This is a genomic window from Pseudonocardia sp. GCM10023141 (genome assembly GCF_042653605.1).
In genome coordinates this window covers 539798-559153 of record NZ_JBHSIR010000055.1, presented here as the reverse complement: position 1 = coordinate 559153, position 19356 = coordinate 539798, and the positions used below count along the sequence as shown (strand labels likewise).

18 protein-coding genes are annotated in these 19356 nt (G+C 72.5%); 10 read left to right on the top strand and 8 right to left on the bottom strand.

The window, feature by feature from the left end; all coding sequences use genetic code 11:
* Positions 1-70 precede the first annotated feature (70 nt).
* Positions 71-1648: a Na+/H+ antiporter gene (locus ACFPFQ_RS31690; RefSeq protein WP_379625414.1), complete on the top strand. Its 1578-nt coding sequence runs from the start codon at positions 71-73 to the stop codon at positions 1646-1648.
* 74 nt (positions 1649-1722) lie between these two features.
* Here ACFPFQ_RS31690 and ACFPFQ_RS31685 read toward each other — a convergent pair whose 3' ends face one another.
* The 3 genes from ACFPFQ_RS31685 to ACFPFQ_RS31675 all read right to left on the bottom strand — a co-directional run bounded on the left by ACFPFQ_RS31685 (position 1723) and on the right by ACFPFQ_RS31675 (position 5885).
* The gene (locus ACFPFQ_RS31685; protein ID WP_379625412.1) at positions 1723-3345 is read right to left on the bottom strand and encodes a hypothetical protein; all 1623 of its coding nucleotides are present in this window, start codon (positions 3343-3345) and stop codon (positions 1723-1725) included.
* Positions 3346-3426: 81 nt separating this feature from the next.
* Positions 3427-4377, bottom strand: a complete 951-nt coding sequence (locus tag ACFPFQ_RS31680) for a hypothetical protein (RefSeq protein WP_379625410.1) — start codon at positions 4375-4377, stop codon at positions 3427-3429.
* Complete coding sequence (locus ACFPFQ_RS31675; RefSeq protein WP_379625408.1) at positions 4374-5885, bottom strand: purine-cytosine permease family protein; 1512 nt, start codon at positions 5883-5885, stop codon at positions 4374-4376. Before ACFPFQ_RS31675 ends, ACFPFQ_RS31680 begins: the two co-directional genes overlap by 4 nt.
* 131 nt (positions 5886-6016) lie before the next feature.
* Here ACFPFQ_RS31675 and ACFPFQ_RS31670 point away from each other — a divergent pair, with 131 nt between their 5' ends.
* Positions 6017-6991 carry a LacI family DNA-binding transcriptional regulator gene (locus tag ACFPFQ_RS31670; RefSeq protein WP_379625406.1) on the top strand — a complete coding sequence of 325 codons (975 nt, stop codon included), beginning with the start codon at positions 6017-6019 and terminating at the stop codon, positions 6989-6991.
* A 59-nt stretch (positions 6992-7050) separates the two neighbouring features.
* Here the strand turns inward: ACFPFQ_RS31670 and ACFPFQ_RS31665 are convergent, their stop codons facing one another.
* From ACFPFQ_RS31665 to ACFPFQ_RS31655, 3 genes are all read right to left on the bottom strand, one after another.
* Positions 7051-7260 (bottom strand): hypothetical protein, encoded by a 210-nt coding sequence (locus ACFPFQ_RS31665; protein WP_379625404.1) that lies wholly within the window; start codon positions 7258-7260, stop codon positions 7051-7053.
* Between the two features lie 87 nt (positions 7261-7347).
* Positions 7348-8199 carry a TIGR03560 family F420-dependent LLM class oxidoreductase gene (locus tag ACFPFQ_RS31660; RefSeq protein WP_379625402.1) on the bottom strand — a complete coding sequence of 284 codons (852 nt, stop codon included), beginning with the start codon at positions 8197-8199 and terminating at the stop codon, positions 7348-7350.
* Between the two features lie 40 nt (positions 8200-8239).
* The gene (locus ACFPFQ_RS31655; RefSeq protein WP_379625400.1) at positions 8240-8770 is read right to left on the bottom strand and encodes a hypothetical protein; all 531 of its coding nucleotides are present in this window, start codon (positions 8768-8770) and stop codon (positions 8240-8242) included.
* A 101-nt stretch (positions 8771-8871) separates the two neighbouring features.
* Here ACFPFQ_RS31655 and ACFPFQ_RS31650 point away from each other — a divergent pair, with 101 nt between their 5' ends.
* Together ACFPFQ_RS31650 and ACFPFQ_RS31645 are read left to right on the top strand one after the other, a co-directional pair.
* Positions 8872-9567 (top strand): response regulator transcription factor, encoded by a 696-nt coding sequence (locus tag ACFPFQ_RS31650; protein ID WP_379625398.1) that lies wholly within the window; start codon positions 8872-8874, stop codon positions 9565-9567.
* The gene (locus ACFPFQ_RS31645) at positions 9564-10979 is read left to right on the top strand and encodes a HAMP domain-containing sensor histidine kinase (protein ID WP_379625396.1); all 1416 of its coding nucleotides are present in this window, start codon (positions 9564-9566) and stop codon (positions 10977-10979) included. Before ACFPFQ_RS31650 ends, ACFPFQ_RS31645 begins: the two co-directional genes overlap by 4 nt.
* A gap of 51 nt (positions 10980-11030) precedes the next feature.
* On the opposite strand, the gene ACFPFQ_RS31640 is transcribed toward ACFPFQ_RS31645, so the two are convergent.
* On the bottom strand, positions 11031-11891 hold the full coding sequence (locus ACFPFQ_RS31640) for a CocE/NonD family hydrolase (protein WP_379625394.1): 861 nt from the start codon (positions 11889-11891) through the stop codon (positions 11031-11033).
* Positions 11892-12066: 175 nt separating this feature from the next.
* Positions 12067-13110, bottom strand: coding sequence for a LacI family DNA-binding transcriptional regulator (locus ACFPFQ_RS31635; RefSeq protein ID WP_379625392.1), 1044 nt, complete (start codon positions 13108-13110; stop codon positions 12067-12069).
* A gap of 214 nt (positions 13111-13324) precedes the next feature.
* On the opposite strand from ACFPFQ_RS31635, the gene ACFPFQ_RS31630 reads away from it, so the two are divergent.
* Genes ACFPFQ_RS31630 through ACFPFQ_RS31605 form a run of 6 tightly spaced genes read left to right on the top strand, consistent with a single transcriptional unit; the run spans position 13325 to position 19328 of the window.
* Positions 13325-14641 carry an ABC transporter substrate-binding protein gene (locus ACFPFQ_RS31630; protein ID WP_379625390.1) on the top strand — a complete coding sequence of 439 codons (1317 nt, stop codon included), beginning with the start codon at positions 13325-13327 and terminating at the stop codon, positions 14639-14641.
* 17 nt (positions 14642-14658) lie between these two features.
* Positions 14659-15579: a carbohydrate ABC transporter permease gene (locus ACFPFQ_RS31625; RefSeq protein ID WP_379625388.1), complete on the top strand. Its 921-nt coding sequence runs from the start codon at positions 14659-14661 to the stop codon at positions 15577-15579.
* Positions 15576-16502 carry a carbohydrate ABC transporter permease gene (locus ACFPFQ_RS31620; RefSeq protein WP_379625386.1) on the top strand — a complete coding sequence of 309 codons (927 nt, stop codon included), beginning with the start codon at positions 15576-15578 and terminating at the stop codon, positions 16500-16502. Before ACFPFQ_RS31625 ends, ACFPFQ_RS31620 begins: the two co-directional genes overlap by 4 nt.
* Positions 16502-17335 (top strand): sugar phosphate isomerase/epimerase family protein, encoded by an 834-nt coding sequence (locus ACFPFQ_RS31615; RefSeq protein WP_379625384.1) that lies wholly within the window; start codon positions 16502-16504, stop codon positions 17333-17335. Before ACFPFQ_RS31620 ends, ACFPFQ_RS31615 begins: the two co-directional genes overlap by 1 nt.
* Entirely contained in the window at positions 17332-18477 is a 1146-nt protein-coding gene (locus ACFPFQ_RS31610; RefSeq protein ID WP_379625382.1) for a Gfo/Idh/MocA family protein, read from the top strand. Before ACFPFQ_RS31615 ends, ACFPFQ_RS31610 begins: the two co-directional genes overlap by 4 nt.
* On the top strand, positions 18474-19328 hold the full coding sequence (locus tag ACFPFQ_RS31605; protein WP_379625380.1) for a sugar phosphate isomerase/epimerase family protein: 855 nt from the start codon (positions 18474-18476) through the stop codon (positions 19326-19328). Before ACFPFQ_RS31610 ends, ACFPFQ_RS31605 begins: the two co-directional genes overlap by 4 nt.
* Positions 19329-19356: the final 28 nt, after the last annotated feature.

Sequence of the window (19356 nt, the reverse complement as noted above, 5' to 3'; positions counted from 1 at the left end):
ATCAGTACGGTGTCGCGGTCCGTACGCATGCTCCTCCGGCCGGTGCTCATCGGTGTGGGAACGTGTGCCCATGCAGAGCCTGCTCCTCGTCGTCGGGCTCATGCTCGGCGCTGTGCTCCTCGTCGGCGTCGGCAACCGGCTGCGACTGCCGTGGCCGGCGCTCATGGTCATACTGGGCGCTGGGGTGGCGTTCACCCCGGGGCTGCCGGACGCGATCGAGATCGAACCCGATCTCATCCTGCCGTTGTTCCTGCCGCCGTTGCTGTTCGCCACGGCACAGCGGATGTCGTGGTCGGTGTTCCGGGCGCGCTGGCGCAGCATCGCGCTGCTCGCGATCGGGCTCGTGGTGGCCACGGTCGCCGTGGTCGCGGGCACGGCGGCGGCGCTCGTACCGGGCATCGGGCTGACGGCCGCGGTCGGGCTGGGCGCGATGGTCGCGCCGCCCGACCCGGTGGCCGTCGAGGCGGTCGCCGGGTCGGTCGGGATGCCGCGCAGGCTGCTCTCGGTGCTGCAGAGCGAGGGTCTGTTCAACGACGCGACGGCGCTGGTGATCTTCCAGGCCGCGGTGCTGGCCACCGTCGAGGGTGGGGACCTCACCGCGGGCGGGCTGGTGCTCGGGTTCGTGCTGGGCGCCGCGGGTGCCGTGGTGATCGGGATCGTCGTCGCCCGCGCCGCCCGCCTGCTCATGAACCGGGTCACCGACACCACCGGCCGCAGCGCGCTGACGCTCGTGCTCCCGTTCGCCGTCTACCTCGCCGCGGAGCAGGTGCACGCGTCCGGCGTCGTCGCGGTGGTGGTCGTGGCACTGGAGCTGCGGTCGGAGGGGGCCGCCGACGAGTCGGCGGAGCGGCTGGTGCAGCGCTCGTTCTGGGGCGTGGTGGAGCTGCTGGTCACGGGCATCGCGTTCGGGCTGATCGGGTTGGAACTGCGGGCCGTCGTGTTGGACGCGGGGGCCGAGCTCGCGACGATGCTGCTGCACGCCGCCGTGGTGTGCGCGGTCGTGCTGGGCGTGCGGGTGGTGTGGATGGCCGGCGCCGTCGTCTCCGTGCGGATGCGGTCCGACGACGCGTCGGCGGCACCGCGCAACGTGCGCGAGGGGGTGGTGCTCGCCTGGTGCGGGATGCGCGGCCTGGCCACGCTCGCCCTCGCGCTGTCGCTACCGCTCTCGGCGTCGGGCGGCGCGTTCCCGGCCCGCTCCGAGATCGTGGTCATCGCCTGCTCGGTGCTCGTCGTGACGTTGCTGCTGCCCGGGTTCACGCTGCCGGCGCTGGTCCGGATGTTCGGCATGGCCGGCAGCGCCGAGTCGGAGCAGACCGCCGAGCGCGAGGTCGCCCGCCGGGCCCGGGCTGCGGCCACGGCCGCGGTCGCCGAGCACCGCGACGACCTGCCGCCCGAGCTGCTGGCGGTGCTCGACGACAAGTTCGGGCGCCTCGACGCGGTGCTGCGCGGCGAGTCCCCGAGCGAGGAGGACCGCGCGCGCCTGGAGAAGTTCCTCAAGGGCCGCGTGATCATGAACCGCATCCAGTCCGAGGCGCTGGCCGCCGCCCGCGCCGAGGTGCTGGCGGCCCGCAAGGAACCCGGCATCGACCCGGAGGCCGTCGACCGCGTCCTCAACCGGCTCGACCTCCGCACCGTGCTGCTCGACTAGCTCGCACACAACGGCGGGGCGCCGCGCACACCGTGCACGGTGTGTGCGGGCACGCGGGGGTGTGTGCGAGCTTCCTATCCGCCCAGCCGGGGCCGCAGCACCGGTGCGGCACCCAGGCCGCTCGGGTCCAGGCCGTCGCCCTGCAGCGCGGTGCCGGCGTAGTAGTGGTTGGCCGCCGTCGAGGCCACGCGGACGCGCAGGTCGTTGCCCTCCCCGCGCAGCAGGCCCGCCGGCACCGCGCAGACGTACGGTGCCCAGCCGAGGCTCCCGATCACCGTGCCGTTGAGCTCGACCTCGGCCGTGGTGTGCACGATCGGCAGTTCGAGCTCCCAGTCCGGCCAGCCCGGATCGCCTGCGGGGAGGTCGAACGCGGTCCTGTACTCGCCGACGCCGGAGAAGCGCTCCCACCCCTGCTGCTCCCAGCCGCGGTCGACCCGTACCGGCCGGGTGGTGCCGTCGATGGTGAGGCTCCAGCCCGCCGTGAGGACGGTGGGGCCGGGCACCGTGCGCTCGCCGGTGCCCAGGTGCAGGCAGACCAGCTCGTCGGGTCCGCACCGCAGGCGCAGCGCCCCGTCGACGACACCGAGATCGGTGACGGCGCCGGTGGCCGCATCGAAGCGCTGCATCCGGGTGGGCAGCGACGGGGGTGTCACGGTGACCGTCTGCGTGCCGGCGGCGTCGTGGAACAGGGCCAGCCGGGTGCCGGTGGCATCCGCCCCGGCGCTGCTCCAGACGGTGGCGGTCGCGTCGTCACCGGCGACGACGACGTGCCCGCGGCGCAGGGGCGCCAGCACCGGGTCCAGCTCGGCGACGTCGGGCACGTGCGTCCAGTGCGCCGTCGCGAGCGCGGCGGTCCGGGCGGTCAGCTCCGGGTCCGCGCCGCGCTGCTGGCTGGCCGCGGGCAGCGGGCCCGACGCGAGCACCGTGCCGCCCGCTGCGGCGAAGCGCTCCAGCACGCCGATCGTCACGCTGTCACGCACCACCTCGACACCGGGCAGCACCACGGCGGAGTAGGAGCGGTCACCGACCACGAGCGATCCGTCGACGCCGACGCCCGCGGCCCGCAGGTCGCGCTCGTCGATGAGGTGGTAGCCGTGCCCGGTGCGCGAGAGGTGCTCGGTCCAGCGCGCCGCATGCGCGCCGTAGGGGTGCGACGGCCCGCAGGCCCAGCTCGTGCGCAACGGGTAGAGCACGGCGATCGCGCAGTCCGGCGCGACACCGTCGAGGAACGCCGAGAGCCTGCCGGACTCCGCGGCGAACGCGCGGTGGTGGTCGAACCACGGCTCGAAGTTCAGCCCGGGCGCGAAGTCGAACCGCGGGTTGACGAACATCTGCTCGCGCTCGTCGCCGTCGGTCTGCCAGAACGCGTGCATGAGCAGCTGCCGCGCGCCCAGCAGGTGGTGGCGGATGGTCTGGGACCGCAGCTCCCGCAGCGTCACCTCCCACCGACCGCCCGCGAAGTGCGAACCGGTGACGACGCGCCCGAAGTACTGCTCCACGAGGCAGCCGCTGCGCCCGTGCGAGCGCGCCACCGAGTCGCCGAGCTTCGCCGACAGCTGGGGATCGGAGTTGCGGGCGTCGACCGCGGTGTGGTCGCGCCAGCGGTCGAGCGCGAAGTAGTCGGTGCCGAAGTTGGTGCGCGGGTCGTCGGTGATGATCGTGCTGGTGAAGTCCCACGACGAGACGTGGCCCAGCACCTCGTGCCCGGACAGGCCGATGCCGTGCTCGCGACACCACCGCGACAGCGTCCCGAAGAAGGCATCGATCCCGAGCGCCGCTTAGCGCTCGAAGAAGTCGCAGCGCCGGGCGGCGGTGGCCGGGCCGACGTCGCGCACCAGCGCCAGCAGCGAGCGCCGGAACGCCTCCGGATCGTCGCCCACCAGCGCCGCGTCGTACATGAGCGAGCTGCCCAGGTGTCCCTCGTGCTGGCGCCAGCGGAAGAAGCAGCCGTGCGGCTGGTCGAAGAACGCGTACGCGACGGTGGTGCCGAAGTGCTCGCCGAACGCCGCGCGGTAGGGCTCGTAGCAGACCTCGAGGAAGCGCTGCGCCGCCTCCGGCATCAAGTAGTTGATCATTCGGCTGGTGGCGCAGCGGGCGGCGACGAAGACCGTCAACGTGCCTGTGCCGGGCGGCAGGTCGGCCGTCACGGCACACCCGGTGGCCGACGTGGCGGTGAACCGGGCGCTCGCGGTGACGTCGACGATGCCCGCCTCGTCGCCGACCTGGGCCGGGTGGGCCAGCGCGGCCACGATCTCCCAGTCCGCCCACTCGACGCGGGCGTCCTCGAACACCCAGTTCATCCCCGGGTCGAGGAGGTACTCGACGTCGGTCGGGCGGATCTCGTCGATGTCGCAGACTCCACCGGTACCGGTGGTCGTCGCCCAGAACAGGTGCCGCTCGCGCAGCTCGTCGCGGCCCTCGACCGTCCGGCCGCCGGCGTGGCCGGAGAGCCAGTTGTACTCGTCGTAGATCCCGATGAGCATCTCGTGGGCGGCCGCGGCGTCGGCCGCGGTGCGGCAGGCGGCGAGGTAGGCCGGGCCGAGGTACTCCGTGCGCGGGAACGAGAGCCGGGCCTGGATCTGGAACGCGCGGTAGCCCGCGGCGGACATCTGGGCCACCTGGTCCTTGATCTCGGTGTCGGTCGGGAGCCGGTGCCAGAACCAGTAGGTGGCCGGGGCGTGCCAGGCGTCGGGCTCGTTGACGGCCAGCACGCCTTCGACAGCCGTCATGCCGCGACCCGGCGGCCATCGTCGATCTTCAGGACGAACGTGAGGACGGCGTAGATCGCGGCGCCGGTGACCATCGCGATGACGACCCCGAGGTTGGCCTGCCCGATGACGCCCTTCGCGGCCTCGTCGGTGAGCAGGAAGCCCACGACCCTGGCGATGTTCGGGTCACCCGAGGTCACGGTACCCAGCCCGACGATCGACGCGGCCACGAGCGACACCAGCGCGGTCCAGCGCACGTTGCGCCCGCCACCCGAGGGCGGCAGCGCCATCGTGACGTTCCACCCCAGGCGGCGCTGGCGGATGAAGTCGAGCAGCTGGATGCCACCCATCGTGCCCATCAGCACCGCGACGAGCGCGAGGAAGGCCTGGAACGTCGCCAGGAACGAGTCCGAGACGAACAGCAGGTAGAAGGCGCCCGCCGAGATGACCACGGTGTTGATGGCGGTGGTGCCGGCGCGGGAGAACGGGGCACCGAGCGCGAGGAGGGCGAGCCCGGACGAGTAGATGCCGGTGATCGCCGCTGCGACCAGCGAGACGACGATGACCAGTGAGAACGGGAGGAAGAACCACAGCGGCAGCAGCGTGGTGAGCGCGGCGATCGGGTACTTCGCGGCGGCGGCACCGAGCTCGGGGTTGCTGCCCACCAGCAGCACGCCCACCACCAGCAGCACGGCGACGGGCAGCGTGATGCCCCCCGCGGTCCAGCCGATCACGCCGCGGGCGCGGGTGGAGCGGGGGAGGTAGCGCGCGAAGTCGCCGCCGTAGTTGAGGAAGCCCAGCCCGACCATCGTCATCGCCATGATCATGCCGCCGACGAACTGCAGGAGCGTGCCGTCGGGCGCGGTGCCCAGCGCCGACCAGTGGATGTGCGGAAGGATCATGATGAGGAAGACCAGCGTCATCGCGGCGGTCACCCAGGCGATCCACTTCTCGACCTTGAGGATCAGCTGGTGGCCGAACACGGCCACCGTCAGCGTCACGGCGAGCACGGCCACGAACCACACGACGATGCCCGTGGTGGTCGGGCCGCCGTCGGCCTCGGCGAACGCGCCGGGCCACAGCCGCGCGAACAGCGACGCGCCGGTGGTGGAGGCCAGCGTGATGATGGTGATCTTCCAGCCCACGTTGGAGATGTAGGCGAACAGGGTCGGGAACTTGTTGGCCTGGAAGCCGAAGGCGAAGCGGGTCTGGGTCAGCGTCGGCAGCCCGGTGCGGGGTCCGCCGACGGCCAGCACGCCGACGAGCGCGGCGGAGACGGCGTAGCCGAGCACGCCCGCGACGATCGCCTGCCAGACGCTGAGCCCGAGGCCGAAGACGTAGATCCCGTAGCTGATGCCGAGGATGGAGACGTTCCAGGAGAACCAGATGGCGAACAGCTCCCGCGGTGTCCCGCGCCGCTCGGCGTCGGGTACGGGGTTGATGCCGTTGCGCTCGATTCCCGAGGGCGGGGGAGCCGGCGCGGTGGGCGTCGATGCAGGCGTGCTCAGATCCGTGTCGTGTGTGGTCATGCCAGCGGCCTCCGCGGTGTCCCCGACGTTGGGAAGAGCAGGGTGGGAAATCGGTTTCCGAATGGTGGTCCCCGGCGTAGGATCACGTCAAGGGAAAACTTGTCCGAAGGCTGATTATTTTTGGGAGCGGGATGGCGACGCGCACGACGCTGCTCGACGTGGCCAGGGCGGCGGGCGTGTCGAAGTCCACGGCGTCCCGCGTGCTCAGCGGCGTCGACCGCAACGTCGACGCCGAGCTGGCCGAGCGGGTGCTGCAGGCCGGGGAGCGGCTGGGCTACCGGGTCAATGCCGTGGCACGCGCGCTGCGACGCCAGACCACCGGCTCCTTCGGCGTGCTGGTGCCCTCGATCCGCAACCCCTACTTCGTGCACCTCGTCGACGCGTTCTCGCAGGTGGCGAGCCGGTCCGGGATGGGCGTGATCCTGGCCGACTCCCTCGACGACCCGGATGTCGAGGCCGAGCGGCTGGAGATGCTGCGTGACTCGTTCGTCGACGGCATCGTGGTCGTGCCGACGTCGATGACGCGCAGCGGCCCGGCGATCCGGCAGGCCGCCGAGCGCACGCGGGTGGTGCAGGTCGACCGCTGGGCCACCGGCGCGGGCTGCGGTTTCGTGGGCGTCGACAACGCTGCGGGGGTGGCGGCGCTCGTCGCGCACCTGCGCGCCGCCGGACGCACCCGGATCCGCTACGTCGGCGCCGAGCAGGAGGCCTCGGCCAGCGCGGAGCGGCTCGCGGCCTTCCGGGAGCTGGCCGGGCCGGGTGACGCCGAGATGCTGCTGCCGCACTTCTCCACCACGGCCGGGCGCGACGCCGCCCATGTGCTGCTGGCGGCACCGGAGCTGCCCGATGCCGTGCTGTGCGCGGCGGACGTGCTGGCCGTGGGGCTGCTGAGCACGCTGCAGCGCAGGGGCGTGCGGGTGCCGCGCGACGTCGCCGTCACCGCCTTCGACGGCACCGACCTGCTGGAGCTGGTGGACCCGCCGATCACCGCCCTGCACCACCGGCTCGACGCCATCGCCGCCCGGGCCGTCGACATGCTCACCGGCCCCGCGAGCACCGAGGAGACCCGGATCCGGGCCGAGCTCGTGGTGCGCGCCTCCACGTAACCGTCCGTGGTGACGCAGGGTGGTGCCGTGGGTCGGTGCTGGGCGTCAGAGCTGCGGGCTCAGGTGCCGTCGAGGGTGTCGGTGCGCCAGGCGGCCAGCATGCGCATCAGCGGATCGTCGTCGTCGCCGGGTTCGTCGCCGCGGCGCAGCGACTCGATCAGATCGTCGTCGGCAGCGATGCGCCGGTGTTCCACCGGATCGCGGGGCAGGGGGATGGCGGCCCGGAGCGCGTCGAGGCCGGGGATGCGGAGTTCATCCAAAGAGGCCATATCTGATCATCCCCAATGGATGATCCCAGTGCTGCCGTCAGAAGGGTGACAGGCGTGATCAGATCGACTACTCCGCGTCATATCACCTCAGGTGAGTGACCGGAACGCTGTCGCTATCGGGTCGAGGACGCTCGGCTCGGCGTCGAGCGGCAGGTTGATGACGACCAGGTCGACCCCGACCGCACCGAACGCGGCGGCCTGCCCGACCGCCACCTCGACGGCCTGCTCGAGCGGTTCGTCCGGGGAGATCCGGACGTTGACCGAGCAGGTGATCTCGCCCGGGTCGCGGCCCAGCTCGGCGCAGTGCCCGTCGAGCACCTCCTTGAGCGGGAGCCACTCCTGCGGGCTCGCGACGATCACGTTCCACTGCTGGGCCCACCGCGCGACCGCGCGCAGGGTGCGCTTCGGGCCCTTGCCACCGATCGTGATGGGCGGGTGCGGACGCTGCACGGCCTTGGGCTCGCAGTACGCGTCGACGAGCTGGACGTACCGTCCGTCGAACGTGGCCACCGGTTCGGTGAGCAGCGCGACCATGGCCTCGACGCCCTCGTCGAACCGGTCGAAGCGCTCCTTCAACGGCGGCAGCGCGATGCCGTACGCGTCGCACTCCATCTGGTTCCAGCCCGCTCCGACACCCAGCTCCAGGCGGCCACCGGAGATGACGTCGACCGTGGCGGCCATGTTGGCCAGCACCGCCGGGTGGCGGTAGATCATGCCGCTGACCTGGCAGCCCAGCCGGATCCGGCGGGTTGCCTGCGCCAGCGCGGCGAGCATCGTCCAGCCCTCGAGGTTGGGACCGGCCATGTCGCCGCTGAGCGGGTAGAAGTGATCCCAGTTCCAGGCCGACTCGAAGGTCTCGAACTCGTCGGCGGCGACCCAGACGTCGCGGATGCGCTCCCACGTCGTGTGCTCGGGCCGGGTCTTGATCGCGAAGCGCATCGGGCGTCCCCTCCGTGGTGGTCTGCCCGGAGCGTATGTCTCAGCCCGCGGCGAGGCCCGGCGGGTGCAGCCCGTCGAGGATCTGCGTGACGGTGCTGGTCGTGTCCGGCAGTACCCGGCCGACGGACGCCAGCAGGCTGCTGTGGCCGCCCAACGGGGCGAGGACCGCGGCGACGGGTTCGAGCGCCGCAGCACCGACGACGGCCGGTACGACCCACGCCACCAGCCACATCACCAGCACGGCGGACGCCGCCCCGGCCACCGCGCCGACCGCGCGGTCGAGCACGGCGAGCCGCCCGCTGATCAGCACCCGGCTCAGCAGCCGGCCCAGCCAGCCGCCGATCGCGGCACCCAGGAGCAGCCCGCCGATGATCCCGACCAGCCCGAGCGCGTACTGCGCCGTCGGGGACTGGCCGAGCGCCGCGAGCCGGGCGCCGAACGCCGCACACAGGCCGGCGCCGACCAGCAGCCCCAGCAGCGTTCCTGCGCGGGCGGAGCCGCCGAGGCTGCGGAACCCGGCCACCGCGGCGGCCAGGACGATCAGCACGATGATCACGTCGAGGACTGTCACGCCCCCGAGGATCCGCATCGATGCTGAGCCGGGCCTGAACGACGGCCGCCGGGCGGGGATCGCTCAGCTTCGGCTCAGGAACGTCGCGGATCGTCGGTGCCATGGCCGGTCACCCCAGCACGGACGCAGCACCGCGGATCCTGGTCGTGGAGGACTCCGACGCCATCCGCGAATCGGTGCTCGACGCGCTGGTCGACGCCGGTTACGTCGCGGGCGGGCGCGGTGACGGATCGGCGTTCGAGGACGTGCTCGCCGGGTTCCGTCCCGACCTGGTGCTGCTCGACGTCATGCTGCCCGGCGGGCGGGACGGGTTCGAGCTGATCCCGGTCGTGCGCGCGCACGGCGACGCCGGGATCGTGATGCTCACCGCCCGCGACGGCCTGCCCGACCGGCTGCGCGGGCTCGACGGCGGTGCCGACGACTACGTCATCAAGCCGTTCCTGCTCGCCGAGCTCGTGGCGCGGGTCGGGGCGGTCCTGCGTCGCCGTGGCCGGCTGCCCTCGGCCGTGCAGGTCGGTGACCTCGTCCTCGACGTGGACGCGGGCCGGGTCAGCAGGGCCGGGACGGTGCTGGACCTCTCGGCCACCGAGCTGCGGCTGCTCGCCTACCTCGTGGCCCAGCGCAACCGGATCGTCAGCAAGACCCAGATCCTCGACGCCGTGTGGGGCTACGACTCCTACGACCACAACCTCGTCGAGGTCTACATCTCCTCGCTGCGGCGCAAGCTCGAGGCGCACGGGCCGCGGATGCTGCACACGTCACGGGGGCTGGGCTACACCCTGCGGGTCTCCGCATGAGCACGGCGACCCCCTCGCTGCGGCGGCGGGTGACGGCCACCGTCCTGGTCCTGTTCGCGGTGCTGCTGGTGCTCGTGGTGGTGCTCGTCGACCTCGCGCTGGGTGGGCAGCTGCGCCGCGACCTCGACACCCGCCTCGCCGACCGCGTCGCGCAGGCCCAGCGGCTCATCGAGCAGGGCGCGACGCCGTCGGATCTCGTGGCCCAGTTGCAGGGACAGGACATCCGCGTCCGGGTCGTCACCACTGACGGGCAGGGCTACGGCGACCCCGGGCTGGGTCCGGCTGCGGGCGCTGCGATCCCGGGCGGCCCGCCGGACGTCGTCGCGCAGCTGGGGTCGAGCGGGTCCACCACGGCGGTGGCGAGCCCGGCGATGCGTCCGGCGGCCACGAGCACGACCGTCGAGCGGGCGCTGCCCGACGGCACGCAGCTGCTGCTCGTCGGTGACACGACCGCCATCACGCAGGTGCGCGAGCAGCTGCGGGCCGTGCTGGGTGTGTCGGCACTCGTCGCGCTGCTGCTGGCGGGCGTCGCACTGGCGGTGACGGTCGGAACGGCGCTGCGCCCGCTGGACCGGATGACCGCGCTGGCCCGCCGGATCACCGCGGGCGACCGCGGCTCGCGGCTGGTCCCCGACCGTCCGGGCACCGACCTCGGCCTGGCCGCCGCCGCGTTCGACGACATGCTCGACGCGCTCGAGCGCGCCGAGAGCCGGGCGCGCGGCGCGGCGGATCGCACCCACCGGTTCCTGTCCGACGCCGCCCACGAGCTGCGCACCCCACTCGCAGGCATCCAGGCGCTCGCCGAGACGATCACCCGCTCGGACCTCGCCGCGGACGTCGCATCCGGGGAGGCCGGGCAGCGCCGGCAACGGCGCGCACGCCTGCTGCTGCACGAGACCGGCCAGGCGACCCGGCTCGTCACCGACATGCTCGACCTGGCCCGCATCGACGACGGGGTCGCGCTGCAGCGCACCCGCACCGACCTCGCGGAACTCGTCGCGGCCGAGGCCGACCGCGTGCGGACGTTCGCGCCAGCCCTGCACGTCACGGTGACGGGGCCGCGCGTCCTGCCCGCCGTCGCGGATCCCGGGCGGGTGTCCCAGATCCTCGCGAACCTGCTCGACAACGCCCGCCGCCACACCCCACCCGCGGGGCACCTCGGCATCGACGTCGCGAGCATGCCCGGCCGCGCCGTCGTCACGATCACCAACGACGGCCCCCCGATCGCCGCCGCCGACCGCGAGCGGATCTTCGACCGGCTCGTCCGGCTGCAGGACGCCCGCAGCCGCGACACCGGGGGAGCGGGACTGGGACTCGCGATCGCCCGGGGCCTCGCGCGAGCGCACGGCGGCGACCTCACCTGCCTCCCCGTGCCGACCGGGGCCGCCTTCCGCCTGACGCTCCCGATCTGAGGGCGCCAACCGGTTGGCCTCGGCGCCGATGTCGGGGCGTTGGCGCGGTGGCTACGGGGTTGGCGCCGTGGGCGGGGGTGGCGTCCGGGGGCCGGCCGAGCGCTGTTCGTCCTGCAGGTGGGCGGCCAGCGCTGCCGCGACCGATCCGGCGGCGCGGTCCGGGGTGTCCCCCAGCCCGACGAGCAGGTGGGTGCCCAGCGGCAGCAGCAAGCCGACCCGGTCGATCGAGGACAGCGCCTCCCACGTCGCGTCGCGGTCCGGGTGCCCGATCACCTGATCCACCACCCACGGCAGGTAGGTGCCCAGCAGCGGCTGCTCGGCCACCGGCGTGCGGTCGCTCAACACGGTGAGGTCGGCCATCGCGGCACCCAGCCCGACCATGTCGGACGGGTCGCCCTCGCCGGTCGCGAGGCGGCGCTGCAGCTCGTTGGCGCTCATCAACGTGGTCCAGGCGAGCAGGCAGTCCAGCGACAGCGCGCCGCCGGGGGAGTGCCAGGGGGCCCGGTACAGGTCGGCCGACGTGACCGCGGGCGCCATGGCCCGCAGCCCCGCGACCCCGGTGGCGGCGGTCTGCCACTGCACGAACCCGAGGTAGGACGCGCCCCAGGAACCGACGTTGCCGTCGCACCAGTCCTGCTCGGTCAGCCACGCCACCGTGTCGGCGCCGTCGCCGGCGTCGTCGACGTGGGGCACGAACGTGCCCTCCGAGCAGAACGTGCCACGGGTGTCCTGCACCGCCACCGCATAGCCCGCCTCGACCAGCACGAAGATGTTGGGGGAGGTGTAGCCGTACGTGGTGACCTGCTGCTTGCTGTAGGGATTGCGGACCAGCAGCGTGGGCACCGGGCCGTCCGCGTCCGGACGCCAGATGTTGGTGGCGAGCTTCGTGCCGTCCCGCATGGGCACGGGCACGTCGACAGAAACGCTGTACCGCATCGTTCACCGCTTCCCGATTTCGACCGACTTGCTTCGACCGGCGCGCCGTGGTCGCAGCGTAGGAGCGGTCGAGCCGTGCGCGGTGCCGCCAAGCGGCGGGGAGCACCCGCCGGGTGGCGCCTGCTCAGCACACCTGCTCGGGGTCGCCTGCTCAGCGAACCGGCGCCGGCCCCGTCGACTCCCGGACCGTCAGGTTGGTGGGCAGCCGCTCGCGCTTGCGGGGTGCCGAACGTCCGGTGCCGCGGCCCAGCTGGTCGAGCAGCATGTCGGTGGCCACCCGCCCGGCGCGCTCGATGGGCGCGGTGAGCGTCGTGAGCGCCGGATGGCAGAAGTCGGCGCCGAAGATGTCGTCGCAGCCGACCACGCTCATGTCGGCCGGCACCCGGATCCCGCGCTCCTTGAGCCGCTGCAGGATGCCGATGGCCATGAGGTCGTTGAAGGCCAGCACGCCGGTGGCACCCACGTTGAACGCCGCGTCCGCGGCGGCGGCGCCGGCGTGGACGGTGGGGGTGAACGGTCCGACCCGCCGCGCGGTGACGCCGAGGCGCTGCGCGGCGGCGCGCACGGCCCGCCAGCGCTGGACGTTGGACCAGGACCCCGTCGGGCCGGCGGCGTAGGCCAGCGTCCGATGCCCGAGCGAGGCCAGGTGCTCCACCGCCTGCACCGTGCCCTCGGCGCTGTCGATCACGACCGTGGGCACCCCGGGGGTGTTGCGGTTGAGCGCCACCATCGGCACCTCCGCGGCCCGGGCGAGCTCGCTGTCGGAGAGCCGCGCGGCCGCGAGGATCAGCCCGTCCACCGACTTCTGCAGGCGCGCGATGTGGCGTGCCTCCACCTCGCTGGACTCCTCGGTGTCCACGAGCAGCAGCGAGTACCCCGCCGCGGCGCTCTGGCCCTGGGTGCCGCGGATGACGTCGAAGAAGAACGGGTTGGTGATGTCGGGGATCAGCAGCGCGAGGGTGTCGGTGCGGCCCGACAGCAGCGACCGGGCCCGCGGGTTGGGGTGGTAGCCGAGCTCGTCAGCGGCCGCGACGATCCGCAGCCGGGTGATCTCGTTGACGCGGCCGGGGCGGGTCAACGCGCGGGAGACGGTGGAGATCGCGACGCCGCAGTGGGCGGCGACGTCGCTGATCGTGGCTCCGCGCGACCGGCGAGCGACCGTCTCCTCCCGCTCGGTGCTGCCTTCGGCCGCCATGGGTTCCTCCGCTTCCGGTGGCCCCTCGCAACCCGGAGGACCGACGCCAGGATGGCATATCTGGCAACTTTGGCAAAGGGTTGTCGCCTGCTGGCAGCCGGTCTACCGTTCCAGCCCAAGTCGGGCCGCGTCCTGACTGGGCCACCCGTCCGCAGCGGTGCGGACGTCGAGGAGGAGATCGCCTGTGATGGTCAGGAACCGACGACGAGCCGCCATGACGGTGATCGCGGCAGTGGCCGCGCTGGCGCTGCAGGCCTGCGGGTCCGGCCCCGGTGCGAGCGGCGGCGGGGGCGGCGGCACGCTGAGCGTGCTGGTGGCCGCGAACGGGCAGTACCCCGACAAGCAGAAGGCCTGGTTCACCCAGATCTCCGACACGTTCCGCAAGAGCACCGGTGCCGAGGTGCACTTCGAGACCTTCGCGTCGGCGGCCGATGAGCAGAAGCGGATCCAGACCTCGGTCGTGTCCGGTGAGGGCCCCGACATCTACTCGCTGGGCACCACGTTCACCCCGGTCGCGTTCGCGACGGGCGCGTTCCTGCAGATGGGCGACGCGGACTGGAAGGCGGTCGGCGGGAAGGACCGGTTCATCCCGGCGACGCTGGCCATCTCCGGTCCCGATGACGCCCACCAGGTCGGCATCCCGTTCCTGAGCAGGCCGTTCGTGATGGCCTACAACACGAAGCTGTTCGCCGAGGCGGGCATCGCCGGCCCGCCCACCACGTGGGACGAGCTCGTGGCGGACGGCAAGAAGCTCACCAAGGGCGACCAGTTCGGCATGGCCGCGGCCTACGCCGACAACTTCGACCCGTGGAAGTTCGTCTGGATGTTCGCCAACCAGTACGGCAACCCGCTGGTGGACGGCAAGAAGGCGCGGCTGGACGACCCGACGCTGCAGAAGGCCTACGACGCCTACTTCGGGTTCCTGACCAAGGACCACATCGTCAACCCCGAGGCGGCCGGGTGGAACGCGGCGCAGTCGCTGGCCTCGTTCGCCACCGGCAAGTCGGCCATGATCCTCATGTCGGGGCCGGGTGCGATCCCGACACTGGACACGTCCGCGGTGAAGAGCGACTACGCCTTCGCGAAGATGCCCGAGGTGCCGCCGGGCGCCACGGCGCTGCCGGCCGGTGGCCGACCGGCCACCACGATCGTCTCCGGTGACAACATCGCGGTGGCGAGCTACACCAAGAACAAGGACCTCGCGCTGAAGTTCGTGGAGCTGATCACGAGCGAGGCCGAGCAGGTCAACTACACGAAGACGTTCGGCGACCTGCCCACCAACGTCGCGGCGGCCAAGCAGATCACCGACACGACCAAGCAGCTCGCACCCATCATCGAGGCCGGCAAGGCCGCCATCCCGACGCCGTTCACCGGTGCCTGGTCGGAGGTCCAGCTCGCGCTGACGAACATCGCCGTGCAGTCCCGGCCCGACCTCAGCGCGGGCGGGGTGTCGGAGGCGGCGCTGGCCGGGCGGCTGGCGGAGGCGCAGAAGGCGGCGCAGACGGCCGTCGACCGGGCCGGCGGGCAGTAGCGGTGGTGGAGCAGGCCGTGACCGACCGGCCGGGCACCCGTCGGCCGGGCCGCACGGACAACCGGGGACGGCCACTGTGGTTGCTGCTGCCCGGCGGCGTGCTCATCGCGCTGGTCATCATCATCCCGGCCGTGCTGGCGCTGTGGATGTCGTTGCTGGCGCTCGACCAGTACAGCCTGCGGCAGTGGCTCTCGGCTCCCTTCATCGGGATCGCGAACTACGTCGAGACGTTCGTCAGCAGCCGGCTGCTGCACGGCGTGTGGGTCAGCGTCGCGTTCGGCGTGCTCACCACCGCGCTCACGATCCCGATCGGGGTCGCGGCCGCGCTGGCCGTCCACACCCGCTTCCGCGGCCGCGGCCTGGTGCGCTCGGCCTTCCTCATCCCGTACGTGCTGCCCTCGTTCGTGACGGCCACGATCTGGCGCACGCTGCTGCAGCCCAGCGGCGCGGTCAACGGGCTGCTCGACCGGCTCGGCATCGACGGCGGGCAGTGGCTGGTCGGGGACCGCAGCTTCTGGACGCTGGTGCTGGTGGACACCTGGACGGCGTGGCCGTTCGTCTACCTGCTGGCGCTGGCGGGGCTGCAGGTGATCGACCGCGAGACCCACGAGGCTGCCGCGCTCGACGGTGCGAGCTGGCGCCAGAAGCTGCGGTTCATCGTCCTGCCCGCGCTGCGGGGACCGCTGTCGCTCGCGGTGATCATCGCGACGCTGAGCCACATCAACAACTTCACGCTGCCGTACGTCCTGTTCGGCAGCCCGGCGCCGCGACCGGTGGAGGTGCTGCCGATGCTGACGTACACCACGTCGTTCGAGACGTTCCGCTTCGGGCTGGGCTCGGCGATGGCGATCCTGTCGGTGGTCCTCATCGCGATACCGCTGTTCGTCTACCTGCGCGCGGTGCGGCTCGACACGGGCACCACGGCGGGTGAGCGATGACCGTCGTGAGCGCGCCGGAGCGGGTCCGCGCCGCCGCGGCCGCGCCGCCGCTCCCGGCCCGGCGCTCCCGCGGCGACGTCGCCGATGTGCTGCCGCGCTGGCTGCGCGTCGTGGTGCTGGTCGTGATCCTCGCGATGGTGCTCGTGCCGGTCGCCTACATCGTGGTCGCATCCTTCATGCCCGACCTCGATGTCGCCGCGGGGAAGCTGGTTCCCGACACCGTCACGGTCGAGAACTACATCCGCATGTGGAGCACGGTCGATCTCGCCAAGGGCCTGGGCAACAGCCTGCTGGTCTCCGGCGTCGTCGCGGTGGTCTCGGCGCTGCTGGCCGTGATCACGGCGTACTGCCTGGTGCGCTTCGCCTTCAAGGGCAGGCTGACGATCCTGCGCGGCCTCGTTGCCCTGCAGAGCGTGCCGGGCACCCTGCTGCTGCTGCCGCTGTTCGTGCTGTTCTCCTCGGCGCGCACCTACCTCAACATCACGGTGGTGGGCACGAGCACCGGGTTGATCATCACGTACCTGACGTTCGCGCTGCCGTTCTCCACGTGGGTGATGGTCACCTACCTGCGCGGGTTGCCGCGCGAGCTGGAGGAGGCGGCCATGCTCGACGGCTGCTCAGCCGTCGGCGTGCTGCGCCGGATCGTGATCCCGCTGAGCTGGCCCGGCATCATCGTGGCCGGGGTGTTCGCGTTCCTGCTCGGCTGGAACGACGTGCTGTTCGCCTCGGTGATGACCCGTCCCGACACGGCGACGGCGGCCGTGGTGCTGCAGGTGTTCGGGTCGGCGCAGGAGGGCGGCGCGCTGCCGCTCTACGGGCAGCTGATGGCATCGTCGCTGGTGTGCGCGCTGCCGGTGGTGCTGCTCTACCTCGTCTTCCAGCGCTATCTCATCGGTGGACTGACCGCAGGAGGAGTCAAGTAGTGAGCTGGCTACTGTCGGGATTCGCCGACGAGATCGACCCCGATCCGCTGGTGCAGCTGGCCGTGCTCGAGGCGCTGGGGATTGCGCACATCGAGGTCCGCAGCGCCTGGGACGTCAACGTCGTGGAGCTGGCCCCGGAGCAGGTGGCCACCCTGGCGGAGCTGTTCCGCGCGCGCGGCGTCGGCGTCTCGGCTGTCGCGTCCCCCATCGGCAAGGTCGCCTCGGACGTCGATCCCGACTCCGAGGTCGCCCGGCTGCGCCGGGTGATCGCGGCCGCGCACGCGTTCGAGGCCCGTTACGTACGGATCTTCTCCTTCTACCCGCCTGCCGGCAGCGGTGCCGACGCCGTGCGCGATGACGTGCTGCACCGGATGGCGGCGCTGGCGAAGGTGGCGGAGCAGGAGAACGTGATCCTGCTGCACGAGAACGAGAAGGACATCTACGGCGACACCCCGCAGCGCTGCGTCGACCTGTTCGAGTCCGTCGGCTCGCCCGCGCTGCGCGCGGCGTGGGACGCCGCCAACTTCGTGCAGGTCGGCGTCACCCGCCCGTTCGACGAGGGCTTCGCGATGCTGCGCCCGTACCTGGAGTACGTGCAGGTCAAGGACGCGGTGAGCGACGGCGGCCGCGTCGTCCCGGCCGGCGCGGGCGAGGGCCAGTGGGAGCAGACACTCACGGCACTGCGCGACGACGGCTACACCGGCTTCGCCTCGATGGAACCGCACCTGGCCCGGGCCCACGCGACGGGCGGGTTCTCCGGCCCCGGCGCGTTCGGGATCGCCACCCGCGCCTTCACCACACTGCTCGACCGACTGGGAGTGAACTATCGATGACCGGTGACAACCCGACCGGGGATCTGCGCTTCGCCGTGATCGGCTGCGGCGTGATCGGCAGCCAGCACGCCGATGTCATCAGCGCGGGCACCGGTATGACGCTCAGTGCCGTCGCCGACGTGGTGCTCGACAGGGCCGAGGCGCTCGCCGACGCCGTGGTGGCCAGGCACGGCGGCCCGCGGCCCGCGGTGCTGCGCTCCGTCGACGAGGCACTGGCGCGCTCCGATGTGGACGCGGTGGCGATCTGCGTACCCAGCGGGCTGCACGCCGACCTCGCGGTCGCGGCGCTCGAGGCGGGCCGGTACACGATCATCGAGAAGCCGGTGGATGTGACGGTGGCGGCGGCGCGGCGGGTGGCCGACGCGGCCGCGTCCGCCCCCAACGGCGCGCTGGCCGCGGTGATCAGCCAGCACCGCTACGACCTGGCCAGCCAGATCGTGCACCGCGCCATCGAGGACGGTCGGCTGGGCCGCATCACCTCCGCCGTCGCGTCCTTGTCGTGGTGGCGCGGCCAGGCGTACTACGACTCCGGCGACTGGCGGGGCACCTGGGCGCTCGACGGCGGTGGCGCGCTGATGAACCAGGGCGTGCACACCGTCGACCTGTTGCTGTGGTTCCTCGGCAGGCCCGTCGAGGTGTACGCCCACACGGCGCTGCTGGCCCACGAGCGCGTCGAGGTGGAGGACACCGCGGTCGCGACCGTCCGGTTCGCCAACGGTGCGCTGGCCACCGTCCACGCCACCACCGCCGCGTACCCGGGCGTGTCGGCGCGGGTGCAGGTGCACGGCAGCCGCGGCTCGGCGATCATCGACAACGACGAGCTGACCTACTTCCACGCCGCGGCCGAGGGCGACGTGCTGGCCGCGCACGGCGTCACCGGTTCGGGCAACCAGGTCGAGGCGGAGCTGGGCGGCGCCGCTGCGGGTGGTGGGGACCTGTTCTCGGGCCAGTCGCGCCAGTACGTCGACATCCTGAGGTCGTTCGCGGCCGGTACGTCACCGCTGGTGGACGTCGAGCAGGCGACGCTCGCGCTGGCCACCATCCGGGCGGTCTACCTGTCCGCGCAACGGGGCGTACCCGTGCTGATCGACGACGTGCTGGCCGACAAGATCGAAGCAGACACCGACGGAGTGACCGCATGAAGTTCTCGGTCTTCACCGCTTCCACACCCGACTGGACGCCGGAAGAGGCGGTGGCGCAGCTGGCCGAGCAGGGCTGGGACGGCGTCGAATGGCGCGTCCTGGACCAGCAGGACGCGCCCGAGCCCGGCTTCTGGGCCGGCAACCGGGCCACGGTGGCCCTGAGCACCCTCACCGAGTCGGTGCCGCGGATCCGCGAGCTGACCGCGGCCGCCGGGCTGGAGATCTCGGGCATCGGCGGGTACGCCACCTGCGACCAGCATGACGACGTCGAGACGCTGCTGGCTGCGACGGCCGCGCTCGGCGCCGAGCGGGTGCGGGTGCGGGTGCCCAACCTCGGCGGGGCGCCCTACCCGCAGTTGTTCGACCGGGCCCGGCGCGACTACGCGCACGTCGCCGCACGCGCCGCGCACCACGGCGTCAAGGCACTGGTGGAGCTGCACCACCAGTCGATCGTCTCGAGCCCGTCGGCGGCCCTGCGCCTGCTCGACGGGCTGGACCCGGCTGCCGTCGGCGTCATCCACGACCTCGGCAACCTCGTCATCGAGGGCGGTGAGGAGCACCGGGCCGGGCTGGAGATGCTGGGCGACTACCTGGCGCACGTCCACGTCAAGAACTGCGCGTGGCGACCGGGCGAGCCCGCGGCCGACGGCACCGTCACCTGGTCGCACCGGTGGGAGCCCTTCGCCTCCGGGCAGGCCGACGTGCACGGCTACCTGCGCCTGCTGCAGGAGCTGGGCTACGACGGCTGGGTGACCTCGGAGGACTTCTCGACCACGCTGCCGCTGGCGGAGCGCACGGCCGGCAACCTCGCGTACCTGCGAGCGGGCGTGGCCGCACCTGTGGCCGGATAGTCCGGATCCGAGCCGGTAGCAGCGACCG

Coding starts and splice junctions, on each gene's coding strand:
- ACFPFQ_RS31690 (WP_379625414.1), top strand. CDS start 71: ATGCAGAGCCTGCTCCTCGTCGTCGGGCTCATGCTCGGCGCTGTGCTC.
- ACFPFQ_RS31680 (WP_379625410.1), bottom strand. CDS start 4,377: ATGACGGCTGTCGAAGGCGTGCTGGCCGTCAACGAGCCCGACGCCTGG.
- ACFPFQ_RS31675 (WP_379625408.1), bottom strand. CDS start 5,885: ATGACCACACACGACACGGATCTGAGCACGCCTGCATCGACGCCCACC.
- ACFPFQ_RS31670 (WP_379625406.1), top strand. CDS start 6,017: ATGGCGACGCGCACGACGCTGCTCGACGTGGCCAGGGCGGCGGGCGTG.
- ACFPFQ_RS31665 (WP_379625404.1), bottom strand. CDS start 7,260: ATGGCCTCTTTGGATGAACTCCGCATCCCCGGCCTCGACGCGCTCCGG.
- ACFPFQ_RS31660 (WP_379625402.1), bottom strand. CDS start 8,199: ATGCGCTTCGCGATCAAGACCCGGCCCGAGCACACGACGTGGGAGCGC.
- ACFPFQ_RS31650 (WP_379625398.1), top strand. CDS start 8,872: ATGGCCGGTCACCCCAGCACGGACGCAGCACCGCGGATCCTGGTCGTG.
- ACFPFQ_RS31645 (WP_379625396.1), top strand. CDS start 9,564: ATGAGCACGGCGACCCCCTCGCTGCGGCGGCGGGTGACGGCCACCGTC.
- ACFPFQ_RS31635 (WP_379625392.1), bottom strand. CDS start 13,110: ATGGCGGCCGAAGGCAGCACCGAGCGGGAGGAGACGGTCGCTCGCCGG.
- ACFPFQ_RS31630 (WP_379625390.1), top strand. CDS start 13,325: ATGACGGTGATCGCGGCAGTGGCCGCGCTGGCGCTGCAGGCCTGCGGG.
- ACFPFQ_RS31620 (WP_379625386.1), top strand. CDS start 15,576: ATGACCGTCGTGAGCGCGCCGGAGCGGGTCCGCGCCGCCGCGGCCGCG.
- ACFPFQ_RS31610 (WP_379625382.1), top strand. CDS start 17,332: ATGACCGGTGACAACCCGACCGGGGATCTGCGCTTCGCCGTGATCGGC.
- ACFPFQ_RS31605 (WP_379625380.1), top strand. CDS start 18,474: ATGAAGTTCTCGGTCTTCACCGCTTCCACACCCGACTGGACGCCGGAA.